The organism is Grimontia sp. THUN1695, assembly GCF_059704325.2.
This window is the reverse complement of sequence record NZ_AP046577.1, coordinates 1919033-1939622: the sequence shown is the minus strand read 5'-3', so window position 1 is coordinate 1939622 and position 20590 is coordinate 1919033. Positions and strand designations below refer to the sequence as shown.

General features: G+C 48.2%; 17 protein-coding genes. 5 read left to right on the top strand and 12 right to left on the bottom strand.

What is annotated here, in order from left to right:
- Positions 1-35: 35 nt before the first annotated feature.
- Positions 36-710: a Rossmann-fold NAD(P)-binding domain-containing protein gene (locus tag AC6IB1_RS12320; protein ID WP_497566911.1), complete on the bottom strand. Its 675-nt coding sequence runs from the start codon at positions 708-710 to the stop codon at positions 36-38.
- 209 nt (positions 711-919) lie between these two features.
- On the opposite strand from AC6IB1_RS12320, the gene AC6IB1_RS12315 reads away from it, so the two are divergent.
- Both AC6IB1_RS12315 and AC6IB1_RS12310 read left to right on the top strand, forming a co-directional pair.
- Positions 920-1561 (top strand): YecA family protein, encoded by a 642-nt coding sequence (locus AC6IB1_RS12315; protein WP_497566910.1) that lies wholly within the window; start codon positions 920-922, stop codon positions 1559-1561.
- A 1-nt stretch (position 1562) separates the two neighbouring features.
- Positions 1563-1961 carry a (deoxy)nucleoside triphosphate pyrophosphohydrolase gene (locus tag AC6IB1_RS12310; RefSeq protein WP_497566909.1) on the top strand — a complete coding sequence of 133 codons (399 nt, stop codon included), beginning with the start codon at positions 1563-1565 and terminating at the stop codon, positions 1959-1961.
- A gap of 60 nt (positions 1962-2021) precedes the next feature.
- Here AC6IB1_RS12310 and dsbB read toward each other — a convergent pair whose 3' ends face one another.
- Together dsbB and nhaB are read right to left on the bottom strand one after the other, a co-directional pair.
- Positions 2022-2558, bottom strand: a complete 537-nt coding sequence (dsbB, locus tag AC6IB1_RS12305; RefSeq protein WP_497566908.1) for a disulfide bond formation protein DsbB — start codon at positions 2556-2558, stop codon at positions 2022-2024.
- An 85-nt stretch (positions 2559-2643) separates the two neighbouring features.
- Positions 2644-4230 carry a Na(+)/H(+) antiporter NhaB gene (gene nhaB, locus AC6IB1_RS12300; protein WP_497566907.1) on the bottom strand — a complete coding sequence of 529 codons (1587 nt, stop codon included), beginning with the start codon at positions 4228-4230 and terminating at the stop codon, positions 2644-2646.
- Positions 4231-4928: 698 nt separating this feature from the next.
- On the opposite strand from nhaB, the gene fadR reads away from it, so the two are divergent.
- Complete coding sequence (gene fadR, locus AC6IB1_RS12295; protein ID WP_497566906.1) at positions 4929-5780, top strand: fatty acid metabolism transcriptional regulator FadR; 852 nt, start codon at positions 4929-4931, stop codon at positions 5778-5780.
- Between the two features lie 53 nt (positions 5781-5833).
- Here the strand turns inward: fadR and AC6IB1_RS12290 are convergent, their stop codons facing one another.
- From AC6IB1_RS12290 to gap, 5 genes are all read right to left on the bottom strand, one after another.
- Positions 5834-7378, bottom strand: a complete 1545-nt coding sequence (locus AC6IB1_RS12290) for a SpoVR family protein (RefSeq protein WP_497566905.1) — start codon at positions 7376-7378, stop codon at positions 5834-5836.
- 39 nt (positions 7379-7417) lie between these two features.
- Positions 7418-8689 carry a YeaH/YhbH family protein gene (locus AC6IB1_RS12285; protein WP_497566904.1) on the bottom strand — a complete coding sequence of 424 codons (1272 nt, stop codon included), beginning with the start codon at positions 8687-8689 and terminating at the stop codon, positions 7418-7420.
- 40 nt (positions 8690-8729) lie between these two features.
- Positions 8730-10664: a PrkA family serine protein kinase gene (locus AC6IB1_RS12280; protein WP_005503435.1), complete on the bottom strand. Its 1935-nt coding sequence runs from the start codon at positions 10662-10664 to the stop codon at positions 8730-8732.
- Between the two features lie 503 nt (positions 10665-11167).
- Positions 11168-12031, bottom strand: a complete 864-nt coding sequence (locus AC6IB1_RS12275) for a D-hexose-6-phosphate mutarotase (protein WP_497566903.1) — start codon at positions 12029-12031, stop codon at positions 11168-11170.
- A gap of 98 nt (positions 12032-12129) precedes the next feature.
- Complete coding sequence (gene gap / locus AC6IB1_RS12270) at positions 12130-13125, bottom strand: type I glyceraldehyde-3-phosphate dehydrogenase (protein WP_005503431.1); 996 nt, start codon at positions 13123-13125, stop codon at positions 12130-12132.
- A gap of 511 nt (positions 13126-13636) precedes the next feature.
- Between gap and msrB the strand changes: the two genes are divergently transcribed.
- A complete protein-coding gene (msrB, locus tag AC6IB1_RS12265; protein ID WP_497566902.1) occupies positions 13637-14017 on the top strand; it encodes a peptide-methionine (R)-S-oxide reductase MsrB in 381 nt (126 codons plus the stop codon).
- Between the two features lie 67 nt (positions 14018-14084).
- On the opposite strand, the gene AC6IB1_RS12260 is transcribed toward msrB, so the two are convergent.
- Together AC6IB1_RS12260 and AC6IB1_RS12255 are read right to left on the bottom strand one after the other, a co-directional pair.
- Entirely contained in the window at positions 14085-14951 is an 867-nt protein-coding gene (locus AC6IB1_RS12260) for a DUF2989 domain-containing protein (protein WP_497566901.1), read from the bottom strand.
- A 156-nt stretch (positions 14952-15107) separates the two neighbouring features.
- Positions 15108-16871: a calcium-binding protein gene (locus AC6IB1_RS12255; protein WP_497566900.1), complete on the bottom strand. Its 1764-nt coding sequence runs from the start codon at positions 16869-16871 to the stop codon at positions 15108-15110.
- 394 nt (positions 16872-17265) lie between these two features.
- Between AC6IB1_RS12255 and AC6IB1_RS12250 the strand changes: the two genes are divergently transcribed.
- Positions 17266-17553 (top strand): YeaC family protein, encoded by a 288-nt coding sequence (locus AC6IB1_RS12250; protein ID WP_497566899.1) that lies wholly within the window; start codon positions 17266-17268, stop codon positions 17551-17553.
- A 63-nt stretch (positions 17554-17616) separates the two neighbouring features.
- On the opposite strand, the gene ansA is transcribed toward AC6IB1_RS12250, so the two are convergent.
- Positions 17617-18627, bottom strand: a complete 1011-nt coding sequence (ansA, locus tag AC6IB1_RS12245; RefSeq protein WP_497566898.1) for an asparaginase — start codon at positions 18625-18627, stop codon at positions 17617-17619.
- Between the two features lie 96 nt (positions 18628-18723).
- On the bottom strand, positions 18724-20580 hold the full coding sequence (gene sppA, locus AC6IB1_RS12240) for a signal peptide peptidase SppA (protein WP_497566897.1): 1857 nt from the start codon (positions 20578-20580) through the stop codon (positions 18724-18726).
- Positions 20581-20590: the final 10 nt, after the last annotated feature.

Here is a 20590-nt window from a genome sequence, read left to right as displayed (position 1 = left end):
ACCGTAGTCTGCCTTTTTGCTGTTGGTTGTGCCTGTTAATATTGGTTAAGAACTCGGCCGGAAAGGATTCGGTAATCAATGCGTCCGGGCCAGTTATTCTCTGAAAGGGTAGAAATCATCGCGCGTGCAACCCGCACCGCTTCAACCGGTTCGAAATCCGCCAATGGGCCTGAAAGAAAGGGGCGAAATGCCGGCATCAGGCGTTGCAGTATTTGCTCGTCCTTACGTGGCGTTTCACGCTCACCGAGTAAAGGGCCAGGCCTTGCAACCAACAGGCGCTCAAAACCCATTTCCGACAATGCCCGCTCCATTTTTCCCTTGCAACGAAGGTAATGGGAAGGCGACCACGGGTGAGCCAACATGCTGGAAACCACAGCCAGATGTTTCACACCAACCACCGCCATCATTCTGGCGACTTTGACCACCAGGTGATAATCCACCTCTTCCCGTGCCTGTCTGGAACCAGACTGCTTTTTCGTTGTACCAAGGGCAATATAGCCTTGTATTGGAACAGGCCATTGGGGTTGCCAGTGAGTGACAGACAGATCTGGACTCTGGTGCACGACAATCTTTTCAGAGACCAGAGCAAACGGGCGCCGGGTGACCACGTGAATGTGTGAAACATCCGGATTGCCCAGTAATTGGTGCAATAACTCGTCACCAACCAAACCGGTTGCGCCTGCAATAATGACACTTCGAGACGATGGCACTGATTGAATTTCCCCAGTTATCAATTGCGGCTAAGACTACCACGATTTGCAAATGAGGATTCAACGCCTTAAACCATTTGTTTGATGAATCACGGAAATCTGGATGCAAAGGCCTTGGCCTGAATGCTGTGTCGTTTGAGGAAAGACGAAATACGGTGTCACCCGTTGTTTTGGGTTATGATCCTTTTTTTGGTAATTAGAGAAGCAAAATGATATCCATGGTCGAACTGCAACCTGACTGGGAGGGTATGCCCGCCACGTTTATTGAGGGCGCACTGTTGGCAGCTAACCTTTCTCCCGCCCCTTTGGACCTTGGAAGCTGGCTGCCTGTGTTGGTCACGGGTGGTGTGGATGAAGACGACCCTGAGCCCATTCCTTCAGTGCAGAAAAAAGCCATCATGCAGCATTTTGAGCAGCAGTACGCAGCATTAATGAAACACGCTTATGCATTGCCTTCTGCGTTAGCACTGGATGCTTCACGCAATGAAAATCACCAGGCGTTTGCAGAGGGTTTTCTGGCGGTCTGGCCTTATATTGAACCTGCCTGGCAGGAAGTGACGGTGTCTGATGGCAGCCGGCGTATGCTTTCTGCCCTAGTGACAACCATGCTTTTCCTGCATGATGAGCAGGGAACGCTGGATCAGATGAAAGAGGCTGGGCTTGCAGCATTGCCTTCGCCTGAAAAGTACTACCAGCAGTTGCCCCTGATGATCAATGAAGTTGCGCTGGCGGCAGATGAAGTCCAGCAAGGTTCAGGGGCGCGGGCTGTAAACCCCTATAAATCCATAGGCCGTAATGATCTGTGTCCTTGTGGCAGCGGCAAGAAATTCAAGAAGTGCTGCGGTAGGTAAGATGTCCAGTGACGTAATTCTGGTGGTGGCAGGCGTGATCACTGATGGCGATAAGGTTCTCATTACTCAACGCGCTGAACATGAAGGTGGTCTTTGGGAATTTCCCGGCGGCAAAGTGGAGCCCGGTGAATCAGAGCCAGAAGCATTGGCCAGAGAGCTTTGGGAAGAGTTGGGCGTGAAGGTGAGTGTGGACGAATACCTGATAGAAACGCTGCACCACTATCCTGCCAAATCGATCTTGCTCAAAAGTTATCGATGTAAGCGCGAGGAAGGTGAAATCACTTTACATTGCCATCAGAACATGGCTTGGGTCACCAAGGAGCAGCTGGATGACTACACATTCAGCGAGGCCGACAAACCTTTGGTTGCATTGCTAAGGTCGACAGACCCTAAAAAATAAATAACAAAAATCCCAGCGCAGGCTGGGATTTTTACACGCTATCAGCGTATTTTGTCGATGCTAGAACAGGCGACGTTCACGCTTGCCAAATAGCTGGGACAGCACGACGATTGCCAGCACAACCAGCATCGCAGCAAAAATCACTACCAGCCACTGCGGCATGGAAAGGGTGAGGAACTGCCACACAATCTTGCTGCAATCACCGCTTGCTTCAAACATCCAGGGTACCCACTGGTTCAGCGGTGCCCAGGATGGGAAGGAAACAAAAATGTCACAGGTCGCACCAAACAGATCGTTCGGATCCGGGAATTGATAGCCAACGTGCTCAATGGAAAGTTTCAGGCCCCAACTGGCAGCAACCCCCCAGGCCACCAAGCCTGACCAACGGATCAGGGCATTTTGTGGGGCAATCATGCCAATAAGGCCTGCACCGACCACGCCAAGCATGGCCACGCGTTCATAGATACACATAACGCAGGGGGCCAGATGCATCACATGTTGGAAAAACAGGGCGCAGCCTTCGAGGATTAACCCCGACAGCATCAGCAAAAACCAGGCGCCACGTCCGCGGGAAATTTTGTTGAAATACGACAACATATAGCACGAATCCGTTGTAAAAGACAAAGCCCCACAGTGGGTGGGACTTTGTTATTCAAAAATGTAATCAATTGAAAATCAACCTTTAATGTCCGGCACTCACCGCACCAACTGCATCTATGGATCCAAGTGAGATCCAACCTGCATCATAGAACCAATCCGTCATTGGGATCAGCAGCAATTCGACACCAGCCAGACCGACAAGGCCCATCACAATGGTATAAGGCAATGCCATGTACACCATCTTGCCGTATGAGAGGCGCAGCAAGGGTGCCAGTGTTGATGTCAACAGGAACAAGAATGCCGCCTGACCGTTTGGTGTCGCCACTGAAGGCAGGTTGGTGCCGGTATTGATTGCAACAGCCAACAGTTCAAATTGTTCACGGCTAATTACCCCATCCATCAGTGCTGCTTTGACCTCATTGATGTAAACCGTACCGACGAACACATTATCTGACACCATGGAGAGCAAACCGTTCGCAATGTAGAACATGGTAAGTTGTGCGGCTCCTTCAAATTCCAGAACGGAGCTGATAACCGGTGTGAACAAACCTTGATCTACGATAACCGCAACCACCGAGAAGAAAACGGCCAGTAGCGCGGTAAATGGCAAGGCCTCTTCGAACGCTTTACCAATGTGGTGCTCGTCTATCACGCCGGTAAAAGAGGTAGCGAGAATAATGACACTCAGACCAATCAGACCCACCGCAGCCAGGTGCATTGCCAAACCAATGATCAGCCAAACTGCAATCAACGCTTGAACAATCAGCTTTGCGACATCGTAATTAGTACGTTTTGCACGCTCAGCTTTATCAAACTCAATCAGGATTTGGCGTACGTTTTCAGGCAGTTTTGCACCGTAGTCAAATAAGCCGAACTTCTCAACCAGTATACAGGTGAGCAGGCCACAGATGAGCACTGGCAAGGACACTGGCAGCATGCGGATAATGAACTCACCAAACTGCCAGCCTGCTTTTTCTGCGATGATCAGGTTTTGGGGCTCACCCACCATGGTCATCACACCACCGAGGGCAGTACCGACACCAGCATGCATTAACAGGCTGCGCAGAAAGGCACGATAATTCTCGAGGTCGTCACGGCTCAATTCATCACGTACAGATTCGTCGGAGGTATGGTCATGGTTGGCTTGAAAGTCCTTACCGGAAGCGACGCGGTGATAAATTGAATAGAAACCGACAGCAACACTGATAACAACAGCAATGACGGTCAGGGCATCAAGGAATGCGGAAAGGAATGCCGCTGCTGAGCAGAAAGCCAAGGAAAGCAGTATTTTTGAACGAATGCTAAGCAATATTTTTGTAAAGATAAACAGCAATAACTGCTTCATAAAGTAAATGCCCGCCACCATAAAGATAAGCAGCAGCAACACTTCAAAGTTCGCAATCAACTCGTGTTTCACTGTTTCCGGGCTCGTCATGCCAATGGCAATGGCTTCAATGGCCAGTAAGCCACCGGGTTGCAGCGGATAACATTTCAGTGCCATCGCCAGTGTGAAAATGAATTCCACCACCAGCAGCCAACCTGCAACAAACGGATCAATAATGAAAACGATGGGGTTGATAATCAAAAAGGCAATAACTGCCGCTTTGTACCAGTCGGGTGCTTTACCGAGAAAATTCTTGATGAAAGCATTCCTGAGCGTAATGGCCATGTTTATGTCTCTATTTCTTATGTATGCAAGTGTTTCTAGAGGCTTGAAATGTAGATGTAAATGCTCTGTTGCAAAAGTGGGGTAAATTACGCTAATTCAAAAATGTTGAAATAGCGGGTATCTGACCCTTACACACCGTGTAATCGACGAAAAGCGCCGATGAAACCTAATGCATAATCGAGCTTGAGCACACGATACAGCGACTTTTCAAACAGTCAATAACCCTTTACATGTTAATTAAATTATTGGAGTGTGTTACGGAAAACGCAACTCTAATTCAGGAGTATTGAAATGTTTTGTAACATTTTTGGCGTGCCCATTCTATTCCTGGGAGTGCGTGTGTACAGTGATAATGATCAAGATTGGTGTGTGTTAGCGCACAATGTACCCAGTTGAACAGTATCGTTAGGCGACTTGATGAGCTTCTGTTTAATCGTAACAACATGCAATCAAGTTGAAGATTTGCCGCAGGGTGGAGGATACAGTTAAGTGTGTGTGGAAAAGCGCAAGTTGTTGCAATGAAACCTCGGTGATGCAGTGTTTTAAAGAACACCAAATTTAATTAACTGTGATATTAGCCCGTTAAATTGCTGTCAATAACCTATAAACAAAACCTTTCTTAGGTTTCTAGGTGGACTTGATAAGTGGTATGATGAGTTATTAATCCAAGATAAGAAGCAACCTGGAAACAACACTAAATGGTGATTAAGGCGGATAGCCCGGCAACTTTTGCTGAGAAATATATTATCGAGAGTATTTGGAATAATCATTTTCCTCAAGGCTCAATACTTCCCGCAGAACGCGAGTTGTCAGAACTGATTGGTGTCACGCGTACAACCCTTCGTGAGGTGCTCCAGCGCCTTGCACGCGATGGCTGGCTGACTATTCAACATGGTAAGCCAACCCGAGTGAATGACTACATGAACACCTCTGGTCTCAATATTCTGGATACCCTTGTGACCCTAGAGGGTGAAGATGTTCAAGGTGTTTTAGAGAACCTGCTGGCCGCACGCACCGATATTAGCGGTGTTTATATGCGTTATGCTGTAAAAAATAACCCTCAAGCCTGTGCCGATCTGATAGAAAAAGTAATTGGACGTTGTGAGTCATTGCTGGCAAGCGATAGCTTTAGCAGCTTTATCGAAATGGCAGAAGAGAAAGAGGCCATTCAACAGGACGTCAAGAAAATCTACGATACTTTTGGTAAAACAGACTTAGAGATCTGTGAAGCTGTTTGCCGTGGACGTGCGTTTAACCACTTTGACTACATGCTGTTTCAGGGCATGGCCCAGTGTTCTGGTAATAAAGTCTATGTGCTGACCATGAATGGCATGCGAAAAATTTACTCACGCGTGGGTGGTTATTACTTCATGGATAAGCGTGCCCGTGAGCTGGCTATTCAGTTTTACCGAGACCTGCTTGTGATTGCGAAAGAAGGCCGCCATCTGGATGTGGCTGATCGAATTAAACAATATGGCCGTGAATGTGGTGCGATTTGGTTTTCTAACCGAGAGACCATTGCTAGGTTGATGGAACAAGAGGAAGCGTAACCGCTGATACTGTGAATGAAAAACCGCCAAAAATGGCGGTTTTTTTATCGGTTTTAGCTACCTGGTATAAAGTCTGGATCAAACTGTGGACGCTTCGGGCAGGTGGCGATGATCTTGCTTTTGCCGTCCGGGAGCTCCTCCTCCAATACCACTTCAAACCCCCATAAGCGGTGCACATGTTTAAGCACTTCTTGGTAGGAATCGCTCAATGGGATGCGGTTGTGGGGAACATAACATAAGGTCAGTGAGCGGTTACCACGTAAATCGACATCAAACACTTGGATATTGGGTTCGTGATTGCTGAGGTTGTACTGCGCTGACAGCTTTTCGCGTATCTGACGGTACCCTTCTTCGTTGTGAATGCTGGTTACCTCAATAAAGTTCTGTCTGTCATCGTCGTTGATAGCAAAAAACTTCATATCCCGCATCACTTTAGGTGACAGGAACTGGCTGATGAAGCTTTCGTCTTTAAAGTTTTGCATGGCGAAGTGCAGGGTTTCGAGCCAGTCGTTGCCAGCGATGTCAGGAAACCAGTGTTTGTCTTCATCGGTAGGGTTTTCACAGATGCGCCGGATATCCTGGAACATCGTAAAACCCAGCGCATACGGGTTGATACCACTGTAAAAGCGGCTGTTATAGGGTGGTTGTGCCACGACATTGGTATGGCTGTGTAGGAATTCCATGATGAAACGGTCTGTGACCAGACCTTCATCATAGAGATGATTGAGAATGGTGTAATGCCAGAATGTAGCCCAACCCTCGTTCATGACCTGAGTCTGCTTCTGTGGGTAGAAGTATTGGCTGACCTTACGGACAATACGGATAATCTCCCGTTGCCAGGGCTCAAGCAACGGAGCGTGCTTTTCGAAAAAGTACAGGATATTTTCCTGTGGTTCTGAGGGGAAGCGCTCAACCTCTTTTTCCCGAACTTTTTCACTGTTTGGAATCGTGCGCCAAAGTGCGTTGACCTGACTCTGTAAGTAATCTTCACGCGCTTTCTGGCGGGCAACTTCTTCAGCAATGGAGATTTTTTGTGGCCGCTTGTAACGGTCGACGCCATAGTTCATCAGTGCATGGCAGGAGTCGAGCAGCTTTTCCACCTCATCGACACCGTATTTTTCTTCACACTCACTGATGTACTTTTTTGCAAATAGCAGGTAATCAATGATAGAACTGGCATCGGTCCAGGTCTGGAACAGGTAATTGCCTTTGAAGAAAGAATTGTGACCATAACAAGCATGTGCCATGACCAGTGCCTGCATCGTGATGGTATTTTCTTCCATTAGATAGGCGATACAAGGGTCGGAATTGATCACAATTTCGTACGCAAGACCCATGTGACCATGTTTGTAGCCGCGCTCTGTCTCGATAAATTTCTTGCCGAATGACCAGTGATTATAGTTGATGGGCATACCTACGCTGGAGTAGGCATCCATCATCTGTTCGGCTGTAATGATTTCTATTTGGTTTACGTAAGTGTCCAGACGATAGTGTTCTGCCACACGCTTGATTTCCCGGTGGTACTTGTCGAGTAAATCAAACGTCCAGTCAGGACCGTCACTGAGCATTTTGTTCTTTTTCTTTGATGCGACCGCCATGTCGTCCTCCTTGGATTTTTATCCGCGAAAAAGTAAGCCCTAACTTACCTGCTTTTTAAACAACTCCCGGAAGACAGGGAAAATGTCATCGGCAGAGCGAATATTCTGCATGGCAAAATTGTCGTAGTTTTCTGCCACAGACTCATACTCGCGCCACAGTGTTTGGTGGGCGCGGCGGGTTATTTCGATATATGCATAGTAACGGGTAACCGGCAGTAGTTGTTTCTCCAGCAGCTCACGACAGCCTGGGGAGTCATCTGCCCAGTTGTCACCGTCTGAAGCCTGTGCGGCGTACACGTTCCATTCATTGGCGGGGTAACGTTCCTTGACGATGTCATTCATCAGCCTGAGAGCACTGGAAACAATAGTGCCGCCGGTTTCCTGAGAATAGAAAAACTCATGCTCATCCACTTCTTTGGCTTGCGTGTGGTGGCGGATGAATACCACTTCTACATTTTTATAAGTACGGGTCAGGAACAGATACAAAAGAATATAGAAACGTTTTGCGATGTCTTTGGTGGCCTGATCCATAGAGCCTGACACATCCATCAAACAGAACATCACCGCTTGGCTGCTAGGTTGTGGGCGTTTTTCGTAGTTTTTGTAGCGCAGGTCAAAGGTATCGATAAAAGGAACTGCCGCAATTTTTGCTTTCAGTTCATCAATTTCTTCTTGAACACGTTTTTCTTCAAGCGGCTGGGCGGGTTCTGTACTTCTCAGTGACTCCAGTTCTGCTTCCAGTTCACGCAGTTTCCGGCGCTTACCGGCTGACATTGCCGTGCGGCGAGCCAATGAGTTTTGTAAAGAGCGCACAATGGCGATATTAGCGGGCACACCTGTTGCTTTGAAACCGGAGCGGTGGGTCTTCCATTCCACCAGCTTGGTCATCTGATTCTTTTTCAGATTTGGCAGTTCCAGATCTTCGAACAGTAAGTCCAGGTATTCGTCTTTTGATATCTGGAAAACAAAATCGTCCTGTCCTTCGCCATCCGGACTTGCCTGACCTTCACCCGCGCCGCCACCTGCTCCGCCTCCTGGCGGGCGTTCAATACGATCGCCGGGGATGAACTGGTCGTTACCCGGATGGACAGCATCACGCTGTCCGCCCTTACCTTGCCGGAATACAGGCTCTCGAATATCACGGGAAGGGATAGTGATGCTTTCACCGCTATCCACATCGGTAATCGACCGTTTATTGACAGCATCAGCAATCGACTCTTTGATCTGTCGTTTATGACGTCGCAGAAAACGTTGACGGTTTACCGTACTCTTATTTTTCCCGTTGAGCCTTCGATCAATAAAATGCGCCATAAGCCCCCCGTAAGTTTCACTTTATCCCTAGATAGACTGTTTACGAGGATTTACGCACACGCAGGTACCATTCTGACAGCAGACGGACTTGCTTGCGGGTATACCCTTTTTCCATCATACGGGCGACGAAGTCATCGTGTTTCTTCTGCTCTTCCGTGGATGTTTTCGCATTGAAGGAAATCACTGGCAGCAGCTCTTCGGTGTTTGAGAACATCTTCTTCTCAATAACGGTGCGAAGTTTTTCGTAGCTTGTCCATACTGGGTTTTTGCCTTCGTTGTTGGCACGGGCACGAAGCACAAAGTTCACGATCTCATTACGGAAGTCTTTCGGGTTACTGATGCCTGCGGGTTTCTCAATTTTCTCCAGTTCACTGTTGAGCGCTGAGCGGTCAAACAACTGTCCGGTGTCAGGGTCACGGTATTCCTGATCCTGGATCCAGAAATCAGCATAGGTCACGTAACGGTCAAAGATATTCTGACCATATTCGGAGTACGATTCGAGATAGGCTGTCTGAATTTCTTTACCGATAAACTCAACATATTTCGGGATCAGGTAGCCTTTCAGGTTTTCGAGGTATTTCTCAGCGCTCTCCTGCGGAAACTGCTCACGTTCTATCTGCTGTTCCAGTACATAAAACAGGTGGACTGGGTTTGCAGCGACCTCTGAGTGGTCGAAGTTGAATACACGGGAGAGGATCTTGAAGGCAAAACGGGTTGAAAGACCATTCATACCTTCGTCTACCCCCGCATAGTCGCGGTACTCCTGATAGGACTTGGCTTTGGGATCTGTATCTTTCAGGGTTTCACCGTCATAAACACGCATTTTCGAGAAGATACTGGAGTTTTCTGGCTCTTTGAGCCGTGAAAGCACACTAAAACGGGCAAGAATGTCGAGCGTGCTTGGTGAACAAGGTGCATTCGACAGCTCACTGTTTTCCAGTAATTTTTCGTAGATTTTTATTTCTTCGGAGACGCGTAGGCAATAAGGCACCTTCACGATGTAAACACGATCAAGAAACGCTTCGTTGTTCTTGTTGTTACGGAAGGTTTGCCACTCTGACTCGTTCGAATGCGCCAGGATCATGCCATCAAAGGGGAGGGCAGAGAGCCCTTCTGTACCGTTGTAATTGCCTTCCTGTGTGGCAGTAAGTAGTGGGTGAAGCACTTTAATCGGTGCTTTGAACATCTCTACAAACTCCATCACGCCTTGGTTGGCTTTACACAGTGCGCCGGAGTAGCTGTAGGCATCAGGATCATCCTGGGCAAAATGCTCGAGCTGTCTTATGTCAACTTTACCGACCAGAGACGAAATGTCCTGATTGTTTTCATCGCCGGGCTCGGTTTTTGCGATGGCGACTTGCTCAAGGATAGATGGCCGGACTTTTACCACTTTGAACTTGGAAATATCACCGCCAAATTCGTGCAGCCGTTTAGCCGCCCAGGGTGACATAATACTGCGCAGGTAACGTTGCGGTACACCGTATTCACTTTCCAGCAGTGCACCGTCCTCAACAGCATCAAACAAACAAAACGGATGATCATTGACAGGACTACGCTCGCCGTTGGCAGTCAGCACATAAATCGGCACTTTCTGCATCAGGCTTTTGAGTTTTTCGGCCAGTGATGATTTACCGCCACCGACAGGCCCCAGAAGGTACAGGATTTGTTTGCGCTCTTCCAGACCTTGCGCAGCATGCTTGAGGTAAGACACAATTTGCTCGATAGCATCTTCCATGCCGTAGAAGTCTTCGAATGTTTTGTAACGTGAAATTACCCGGTTGGAAAATAGGCGGCTTAAACGGGGATCGAGTGCAGTGTCGATCATCTCCGGTTCACCAATAGCCATTAACAACCTTTCTGCCGCGTTGGCATATGCACTGCGGTCTTCCCGGCAAAGGTCCAAAAACTCTTGAAGGCTCAGCTCTTCGTCTTTTGCTTCTTCGTAGCGCTGACGATAGTGGTCGAAAATACTCATGGTCCTGCCCCCTAAATCGTGCTGTTATCAAGTAGAAAGGATATCGGCGCAGTTGCTTTCATACCCTCACTCTTTTAAGACTAGTCGCAACTGATCAATTTGCTTGGTTGAATTACTTGTTTTTTCGATATTTTTCCCTTTTGTTATTCGGTGTTGTATTCGCGCTACCATGGTTTGGTTGTGTGAATATCTCTACTTAACCGTTTATACACAGGAAATTCATCTAACGATTCGTTCCTCGTGGAAAATTCTCATCATCGAGACGCTTTGCTGGCATTTTCAATGTCTGTCACAATTAAACCTGAAACACTGGGTGTTTGGCGGTCTCTATCATTCGGTTTTTTCTGGACTGAACAGTAAGACTTTCCTCACTGTGGATTTCGACACTTGTTGGCGAGCGATTTCTTATGTCTTTGTGAACCCTGTTTTAAAGATGCCAGACAAGGAAAAAGCCGAAACACTGAGGTTCCGGCTTAGGTGATGGTTGTTTAATGCTTAACGGCTTATCTGCAAATTATCTCGGTTGAGAGGGTATGCTGCTCGCCCGGTTGGAGTGTCACACTTCTGTCGTACACGGCCGACTCGGTACAAACCATGGTTAAGAATCCATCGTTTTCCATGTCGGCTATGCTCTCAGCCAGTGCTTGCCATGGATTCCAGACCACTACGCAGTTGTTGCCTCTGTTGGCCACGGCAATGCGTCGATGGTTGACCGTGTCTTCAACGATGATGCGCTCAGACGCTTGGGTATAGATGCGATCTACCTCGCCTTTGAAGGTGACGTTGCCAGGGCTGGGTTTACGCTCACCCTTCTCAATGTACTCATTGCCTAGCCCGGAAACGGTGGTTTGATGAATATCACCGATGTTGAGGTAGGTATGCAGCGCGCCGCCAATCTGGATTGGGCTTTTGCCAGTGTTGGTTGAAATCAGGCTGACTTTGAGTGTTTCGCTCACCTCAACCTGCAATTCAGCATGAAACGCATGTGGCCAGATAGTGCGGGTTTCTGGTGTGTCTGACAGTGTAAGGCTGACAATGACACCGTGGTCATTTTCGCGGTGTTCATTGAGCGTCCATTCATGGATGCGGGCAAAACCGTGTGAAGGGGCGGCCGCCTTGCCAAACCAGGGCCAGCATACCGGGATGCCTCCTCGAATGGCGTTGTTACCGGTGAAGTCTGCGTTTTTACTTACCCAGAGCATTTCTTTTTTACCCGTGGGTACGAAGCTGAGTACATGACCACCGAATAAGGAAATTGCCGCTGTGGCTTTGGGGTGAATGATGCGAACAATGTTGATACCGCCCAGTTCGCAGATAGTGACGCAATCTGAAAGTACGGCAAGGGTAGGGAGCTGTTTAACGTCCATGAAGGCACCTTTTAAACGTTAGATACAAAACTCAGGTACAAAAAAGGCGGCCAACCAGCCGCCTTTTGTCACTCATACCTTAAGGGCAATCCGGGAGATTACTTAGAGATGTGAGCAATCAGGTCCAGAACTTTGTTTGAGTAACCGATTTCGTTATCGTACCAAGATACAACTTTAACGAATTTGTCAGTCAGTGCGATACCTGCTTTCGCATCGAATACTGACGTATTCACTTCACCGATGAAGTCTTGAGAAACAACATCGTCTTCGGTGTAACCCAGAACGCCTTTCAGTTCACCTTCTGACGCTTCTTTCATTGCTGCACAGATAGCTTCGTATGATGCGCCTTCTTTCAGGTTAACAGTCAAGTCAACCACTGAAACGTTCGCAGTAGGAACGCGGAAAGCCATACCAGTCAGTTTGCCGTTCAGCTCAGGCAGGACAACGCCAACCGCTTTAGCTGCACCGGTTGAAGATGGGATGATGTTCTGAGAAGCACCACGGCCACCGCGCCAGTCTTTCGCAGAAGGACCGTCAACCGTTTTCTGGGTTGCAGTGGTTGCGTGAACGGTGGTCATCAGACCTGATTCGATACCGAATTTGTCGTTCAGTACTTTCGCGATTGGCGCCAGGCAGTTTGTGGTACAGGACGCGTTAGAAACGATGTCTTGACCTGCGTATGAGTTGTGGTTAACACCCATAACGAACATTGGTGTTGCGTCTTTAGATGGGCCAGTTAGAACGACCTTCTTCGCCCCAGCAGTGATGTGCTGGCGAGCTGTTTCATCAGTCAGGAAGATACCCGTTGCTTCTGCTACAACATCAACACCTACTTCGTCCCATTTCAGGTTTGCAGGGTTGCGCTCAGCGGTAACACGAACAGTTTTACCGTTAACGATCAGGTTGCCGCCTTCAACTTCAACGGTACCGTTGAAACGGCCGTGAGTTGAATCGTACTTCAGCATGTATGCCATGTAGTCAACGTCGATCAGGTCGTTGATTGCTACAACGTCAATGTCGTCACGTTCAACAGACGCACGGAAAACGAAACGGCCGATACGGCCAAAACCGTTAATACCTACTTTGATAGTCATTATGTTGCTCCACAACTTAATATCTAGTGAAAGAGAATTGGTAGTAAAATTACAGAATCAATATCACCCATGCAAGCAAAAAACCCATCTAAATTGCTTAAAGTCAAAAAACAGTACGGATTATTATTACAGCGCCTAAACAATATTTGAACATACTACAAAATATTTGAAATATTCTTGCGAAGTTGAGTTGTTTGATATTTGTTCAATAATGCTGCTATACGCCAGCAGGCGCATATTTGTTTTGAATATTAAGTATGATGGCAATAGAGGGCTGGGTCAGTGCGAAAATTGAGACTTAAAAACGAGTTTGGCTGCGGTGGCTGTAACACATTGTTGAAACGACAAAATGCCTTTGAACATTAGCGCGTTGACTCTGCAGGTAAAGCGCTTTTTGATCGCGGGTATTAGGTGTAATAGGACGACGGGAAGACGTGCTTATTATGTCCTAACGGTAGTTACTGCAAGCAATTTGGCGGTTAAATAACTTCCCTTATATAAAGAGGACGTGATGCAATCAGATAAAGAGTGGAAAGCAGAACTTTCTGAAGATGCTTATAAAGTGTGCCGTCTTGGACACACTGAACCACCATTTAGTGGTGCTTTATTACATAACCATAAAAAAGGGACATATCATTGTGTCTGTTGTGGTGAGTACTTATTTGATTCAGACACAAAGTTTGATTCTGGTTGTGGTTGGCCGAGCTTTGACTTTGCGGTGGAAGGGGCTATTCGTTACCTGCCAGATCACAGCCACGGGATGATGAGAACGGAAATCCGTTGTCGGGCATGTGGCAGTCATCTGGGTCATGTGTTTGATGACGGACCGACAGCGACGGGAAAACGCTATTGTGTCAACTCTGTGTCGATGACATTTAAAGATCAGAGCTGACCGCTTTCTGTTTCACGGGCGAAAAGTGCACATTATTCACATTCTGTGGCTTTGATGCAGGAGATTATCAAGATGGGTTGCCAAGCGCGGACAGTTGCTTTAGCAAGCCTTTTTCAAAGTCACCGTCTTCGATTTCTGAAGCAATATCGTTAGCAATATCTGCAATGGCTGCCCTGCGAGCATCTGCCATGGGGTAGAGCAATTTCAGTTGCGCTTCTTTAGCGATAGGCAGTCCCAACTTTCCGCCAACCAGTGCCCAAAAGTATGCATTGTCTAGTTTGCCCAGTGAGTGATTTGCCGTTGCAAGAGACTTGATCACTTCAGGAATGACCTCTTCACGGGTCTTGCCTGCGCGGCCATCGTAAAAACTCAGTGCTTTTAGCAGCAGTTCAATCGTGTGAGTTTTGTCTTTGTCGACATAGTAAGTCGCCAGCCCCAGTTGCAGTTCGGGAGTATCTAGGTATTCGGTTTCTTCCAGTTTCAGGAACTGTTCCAGTGCCTCGTTATCACCTTGTGTCCAACGATAGTAGATAATGGAAGGTTGATAGGAGTTTTTCAGATCATTTTCCAGCATTTCGATGGCGTCGTAAGCATGGAAAAGGGCTTCTGTGCGCAAGGTTTTCTTGGCTTTCAGTGTCGTTGTTTCGATTTGGGCAGCAAGCTCCATACACTTGGCATATTTTTTGGTCAGCAAAAGTTCATCAAACTTGTTGAGGTCGGAGCCTTTCTTTACCACATCATAACGTTGCCAGATAAGGTCGGTACGTTCATGCCGGCATTGCCCATCCCGGATGTTGAGCTTATAGCAGATCTGCGGATAATTCTCACACAACTGGGCAGTGCTTCGGTTGCTCTCGAAGCATCCCACAATAAAAAATGGGATGGTGGCAATGAGGGCCAATTTAATCGGGTGGTTCAGTAAGCCTGTTTTCATGGTCTTTGTGGCTCTGTCTCTTTATGCATACAAATGACTTATAACATAAACACTACCTTTCAGTTTATGCGCATTTCACGACTTTTGCGTGAGTCCACAGAGATAAAAAAGACCTGCTACATGAGCAGGCCTTTCGTTTTTGCGTCCCCAGATGGGTCAGAGAAGATCCATTCCCTGATAGGTAATGCTTTCTGCATCCGTCCATATAGTGACCTGAGCATCACTGTAGATGTTATTGAAGACAAATGCCTGAAGCTGTGATGCTTGGGTGGTTGTCAACGCCATCTTTTCAAGCATAGCTGGCGTAATGTCAGCATTGGAAATATCAGCTGCATCGTATTGCCAGTGACTTCCTGTCAGGTTGAGGGTATCTTCCCCTTCACCCAACCAGGTAACAAAGCCCTGCCAGTCATCATTGTCTGTGGTGTCGGACTGAGCATTGATTCCATAGATATTGATTGTAACGGTCTGATGACTGCTGTCACCAATAACCGACTCGATGCCAGCAATGACATTGCCTGTAATGTCTGGATTATTCTGATAACTGTTACCGGTAAAATCTACATGTACAGAGCCTGATATCCTCAGGGTGTCAAAGCCGGTTGAAGCATCATAGATATGTTGGTTAATGACTCTGCCGTCTGATGTTGTTTCCGTTTGTCCCTGAAAATCGTTGAGATCAAAAATCAATGTGTCTGAGTGGGTGCTACCGATAAGGATATCTTCGCCGCTTCCGCCATCGAGCAAGTTGTCATGGCTGTTCCAGCCTGCTAACAGGTAGTCGTCACCGTTTCCACCCAGTAATGTGTTACTGCCGAGGTTACCGAATATCCAGTCATTACCCTCACCACCGTCCAGGTAATCATTCCCGGCATTTCCACGAAGGATATCGTCGCCTCCTTCGCCATAAATGATGTCGTCTCCGCTGTTACCGCGAATATCATCATCCCCGCGACCACCGAGGATTTGATCATTCCCGGCGCCGCCAAAGAGCAAATCATTCCCGTTGCCGCCTTCAATGTAATCGGCCCCCTGATCTCCCCGGATTATGTCGTCGCCGTTGTCACCCCAGAGTTCATCGTCACCAGCACCACCTCGGATAACATCATCACCATTCTGGCCACGGACAAAGTCTGCACCTTTACCTGCCAACAAGGTGTCATTGTCGCGGCCGCCATAAAGGCTGTCATTTCCGGCGCCTCCCTCAAGTTTGTCGATACCGTTTTGGCCTTGTAGAATGTCATCGCCATCCCCCCCGTGTAGGTGATCATCACCATTTTCGCCCCAGAGAACGTCATTGCCCTCTCCACCGGACAAAATATCATTGCCTTGACCGCCGATAAGAAAATCATCTCCGCCTTCTCCAAACAGCCTGTCGTCACCGTCATAGCCATAAAGGTTGTCGTTGCCATGATTGTTGGTGGTGCTGATTTCCTCAACGGTGATAGTAACATTGGACGGCGGTATATTTGTGTTGACTGCATTGAGATCAAGTGGTCGCCATGCGAATCCAGAACGCTCGGAGGAAGGCAAGGTGAAAAACACCAGACTTACGCCGTTTCCAACATTAATATCAATGGCCGAGCCACGTTCCGCGGTGTTTGCATCATCAACAATAATCTCGCGACTTAATATCGTGCCTGACGCGTCGAGAATGGCATAACCGAGGCTTTGCGCTTCAGTGGGTGGAAAATTAAACTGAGACAAGGTCACCGAAATAAAGGTGTCATGTTGAATGGCATAGCGGCCGTCTGTACCGGGCGTCAGCGTTTGTATTTCGGACGGAGGCGTGTCGCCGTAGAGGGAGTCATTGCCTCCATATCCCAGTAAGGTGTCATTGCCAAGCAGGCCGTAAATGTTGTCATCATCGCTCATGCCAACGAGGTTATTGTTTGAATTGGTGCCTGAAATCGAGGTCATAAGACGTACCTACTCTCGGTAATCGTGGATACATGGTTAAGCCACGGATACAGCATCGTGGGTCGGGGAGACCGGGCGGGCAGACTTTACTACAAGGCGTCTGGTTTTGGTTCGGCTTGCTCCTTGCTCTCGTGTAACTATGTCCGTTTGCCGAGCTTCGTCGCCTAAAATTGGCAAAAGGCTAAGGATCTCTCAAGGCATAGGGTGCGTATTCAGATGAAAATCAGTAGTATTGCGGGCATTGGGAAATTAAAACAGACACTAAAGTGCTAAAAAAGACTGACACCCTCGGTGAGAACAAGCCGGGCTTTCATTTTTCTATAGTGGTGAAGTGATTTATTGTTTAACGTGAATGACTTAGCCCTGAAATGTCAAGGAACACAGAGGATCTATCATGGATATTGAGCAGCTATTGTCCACTGTCACCCCAGACGTTTATGAACGTCTCATGTTTGCTGTTGAAACTGGGAAATGGCCAGAAGGGACACCGCTGACCCAAGAGCAGCGCGATCATGCCATGCAGGTGGTCATGCTTTATCAATCCCGCCATAACACCAATCCACAACACATGACAGTGGGCGCAGGCGGTGAGATCACACTGAAGTCTAAAGCGCAGCTTAAGCGTGAATTTGCTTCCAATCAGGAAACCATCGTTCAGACCAGGGTTAACGACAGCGACTAAAGAGATGTTCTGAACGATAAAACAGGCCAGTGGGTTGCTGGCCTGTTTTGATCCAGAGGTGTTTTACAGTGTCAGTTCTCCACGCAGGTCTTGCTGGAGTTGCGTGCGAACCGCGTCCATAGGTAAGTCTTGGCTGAGCAGGAAGTGCAGTTTCGCCAATGCAGCTTCCGGCGTCATGTCGTAGCCGCTCAGTACGCCAGCTTCAGCCAATGCGCAGCCTGTTGCGTATCCGCCCATGTTCACTTTACCAGTCAGACACTGCGTCAAGTTCAATACCACCACGCCCCGGCTGGTTGCTTCACGCAGCAGCCCCAGCAGTTCCTGATTCTGCGGTGCATTACCTACGCCGAAAGTCAGCAGAATCATGGCATTTACCGGTTGTTTCAGCGCATTTCGGATCACTTCCGGAGAAATACCCGGGTACATCATGATAATGGCGACCGGCTGCTCAGTGATGGTGTGGACCTTGAATTTACCCTCAGGTTTCTTGTCAATCTCAGCGCCATGCAATTGGATGTTGATACCGGCTTCCAGTAGCGGTGGCAGGTTAGGCGAGGTAAACGCATTGAACCCGTCCGCGTGGGATTTGGTACTGCGGTTACCGCGCAGAAGCTGGTTGTTGAAAAACAGGGTAACTTCGTTGATCGGGTAGTTTGCCGCAATATGCAGCGCATTTAGCAGATTTGCCTGACCGTCAGAGCGTAGCTCTGCCAGTGGGATTTGTGACCCTGTTACGATAACTGGCTTATCAAGGTTCTCCAGCATGAAAGACAATGCTGATGCTGTGTAAGCCATGGTGTCTGTGCCGTGGAGAATGACAAAGCCATCGTAGTTGTCGTAGTTGTCACGAATATCGTCTGCAATGCGCTGCCAATCTGCCGGCGTCATGTCTGAAGAGTCAATCAGGGGGCTGTATTCATGGATAGTGAATTCAGGCATCTCTGGACGATGGAATTCCGGCATTCGTTTGAGTTGTTCTTGCATAAAACCAGACACAGGGATGTAACCCTGTTCGGATTTTAGCATGCCGATTGTGCCGCCTGTGTAGGCGATATAAATGTGTTTTCTTTCCATCTTCACAACTTAAATGTAGACGAGGTAGTGGGCGCATTATACGGGGTGGATTTGCGAAAAAAACCCCCGGCAAATGCCGAGGGTGATGGGGAGATCTCAGTTTTCATAATAACTGCAATTTGGGCATAGCGCATATTGCCCATTTGGATCATTGAAGTTATTTAGGTTGTTTATCTCGGTAATTGCCGCGTTAGCAAATTGTTGTGCTGCTTTTGGCAGGGTAACTAATGGCTGAATATCCAGCATGACCATCGTCTGGCTGATCAGGTTATAGATCAACTGTTGCGCTGGGGTCAGTGGTTCTTCCATCCAGTTCAGGGAATATTCTTCTATCTTGGCCAGCTCTGCCGCGACAGCAATGGCATCATCAAAGTCCCCCATCTGGTCGACAAGTCCACGCTTCATGGCATCGTAGCCTGTCCAGACGCGCCCCTGTGCTACTTTGTCTACGTCTTCCAACGAGAGGTTGCGTTCACTGGCGACCAGACCGATAAAGCGCTGGTAGCCGTTTTCAATACCCAGTTGCATGATATCGCTGATGTCATCGGGCAATGCACGTGTCACACCTACACCAGCAAATGGCGTGGTACCGATACCGTCGTTATACACACCATATTTTGCCAGCACATCCTCAAACGTGGTCAGGATGCCGAAGATACCGATAGAGCCCGTGATCGTGGTCGGCTGCGCCAGAATGCGGTCAGCGCTGCTGGAAATCCAGTACCCGCCGGAAGCGGCCACACTCGACATAGAGACAACCACAGGTTTGCCCGCTTTCTTTAGGGCATCCACTTCGTTACGGATAACTTCTGAGGCAAATGCGCTGCCTCCGGGGCTGTCTACACGCAGTACCACGGCTTTAATGGCATCGTTCAGGCGGGCATCGCGAAGCAGTGCTGCCGTTGTATCGCCGCCAATAGTGCCTTCCGTTTCAAAGCCATCAATGATGGCGCCACTGGCCACTACAACCGCAATTTGGTTGGCTTTCGGGTAGTCGAAATTCAGTGGCACATAATCGTAAATGCTGACGTAATTGAAACTGTCTTGGCCATCGCTGCCAAGCATATCGGCAAGACGGCGACGGATTTGCTGACGGGTCAGCAGTTCATCAACCAGCCCCATGTTTTGTGCCAGCTTCGCAAAATCCCCCCCGGCTTCTTTCAGCTCAGCGATCAGGCTCGGTGCATCTGGCGTAAGCACAGCAGGGTCGATCTTGCGGTTTGTTGCCACATCATCCACAAAGGCCGCCCAAAGCTGGTTCAGCCAGACAGAGTTCGCTTCACGGGCCTCTTCCGACATGCCGGTGCGGGTATATGGTTCAACAAAAGACTTGTAGGTACCGACGCGGAAAACATGGGTGGTCACATCGAGCTTTTCTAATAAGTCTTTGAAGTAAAGGGTATAGCTACCATAGCCACGAAGAAGCACTGCCCCATCTGGCGCCATAAATATCTCGTCAGCATAACTGGCGAGGTAATACTGGCTTTGGTTGTAGTGATCACCGATTGCCACGACAGGTTTTCCGGTTGCCTTGAACTCATTGATCGCTTTGGCGATATAGCGCAGCTTGGTCAGGCTGGTTTCTGACATATCAGAAAGGCTCAGCACCATGCCATTGATCTTGTCGTCTTTCGCGCCTGCGCGGATTTGATCAACGATGTCGAAGAGCACATTTTCGACATGCATTTGCTGACCGAAAAGGTTTCGGGTGGCGAAATCGTAAGGGTCGATACGGCGCCGTTTTTCAACAATGGGTCCGGCAATATCAATCAGCAGCGCCCTTTCGGGCTGTTCAACCGGTTTGGTTTGTGTTTCATGCTCCATAGTGAACATAAAATAAATCCCGACCAAAACGACAATGAACAGGATGTTCAAAATTAACTGACGGGCAAAACTCAGTGCCTTCCAGCACCCTTTTAAGAAGGTACCGATAAATTTAAAAAGCGTTTTCATTTGGTTATCC

Excerpts from the sequence above, each read along its gene's own strand:
- AC6IB1_RS12250 (WP_497566899.1), top strand. The coding sequence starts at position 17,266 with ATGGATATTGAGCAGCTATTGTCCACTGTCACCCCAGACGTTTATGAA.
- AC6IB1_RS12310 (WP_497566909.1), top strand. The coding sequence starts at position 1,563 with ATGTCCAGTGACGTAATTCTGGTGGTGGCAGGCGTGATCACTGATGGC.
- AC6IB1_RS12255 (WP_497566900.1), bottom strand. The coding sequence starts at position 16,871 with ATGACCTCGATTTCAGGCACCAATTCAAACAATAACCTCGTTGGCATG.
- sppA (WP_497566897.1), bottom strand. The coding sequence starts at position 20,580 with ATGAAAACGCTTTTTAAATTTATCGGTACCTTCTTAAAAGGGTGCTGG.
- nhaB (WP_497566907.1), bottom strand. The coding sequence starts at position 4,230 with ATGGCCATTACGCTCAGGAATGCTTTCATCAAGAATTTTCTCGGTAAA.
- gap (WP_005503431.1), bottom strand. The coding sequence starts at position 13,125 with ATGACTATCAAAGTAGGTATTAACGGTTTTGGCCGTATCGGCCGTTTC.
- dsbB (WP_497566908.1), bottom strand. The coding sequence starts at position 2,558 with ATGTTGTCGTATTTCAACAAAATTTCCCGCGGACGTGGCGCCTGGTTT.
- AC6IB1_RS12260 (WP_497566901.1), bottom strand. The coding sequence starts at position 14,951 with ATGAAAACAGGCTTACTGAACCACCCGATTAAATTGGCCCTCATTGCC.
- AC6IB1_RS12285 (WP_497566904.1), bottom strand. The coding sequence starts at position 8,689 with ATGGCGCATTTTATTGATCGAAGGCTCAACGGGAAAAATAAGAGTACG.
- AC6IB1_RS12275 (WP_497566903.1), bottom strand. The coding sequence starts at position 12,031 with ATGGACGTTAAACAGCTCCCTACCCTTGCCGTACTTTCAGATTGCGTC.
- msrB (WP_497566902.1), top strand. The coding sequence starts at position 13,637 with ATGCAATCAGATAAAGAGTGGAAAGCAGAACTTTCTGAAGATGCTTAT.
- fadR (WP_497566906.1), top strand. The coding sequence starts at position 4,929 with ATGGTGATTAAGGCGGATAGCCCGGCAACTTTTGCTGAGAAATATATT.
- ansA (WP_497566898.1), bottom strand. The coding sequence starts at position 18,627 with ATGGAAAGAAAACACATTTATATCGCCTACACAGGCGGCACAATCGGC.
- AC6IB1_RS12315 (WP_497566910.1), top strand. The coding sequence starts at position 920 with ATGATATCCATGGTCGAACTGCAACCTGACTGGGAGGGTATGCCCGCC.
- AC6IB1_RS12280 (WP_005503435.1), bottom strand. The coding sequence starts at position 10,664 with ATGAGTATTTTCGACCACTATCGTCAGCGCTACGAAGAAGCAAAAGAC.
- AC6IB1_RS12290 (WP_497566905.1), bottom strand. The coding sequence starts at position 7,378 with ATGGCGGTCGCATCAAAGAAAAAGAACAAAATGCTCAGTGACGGTCCT.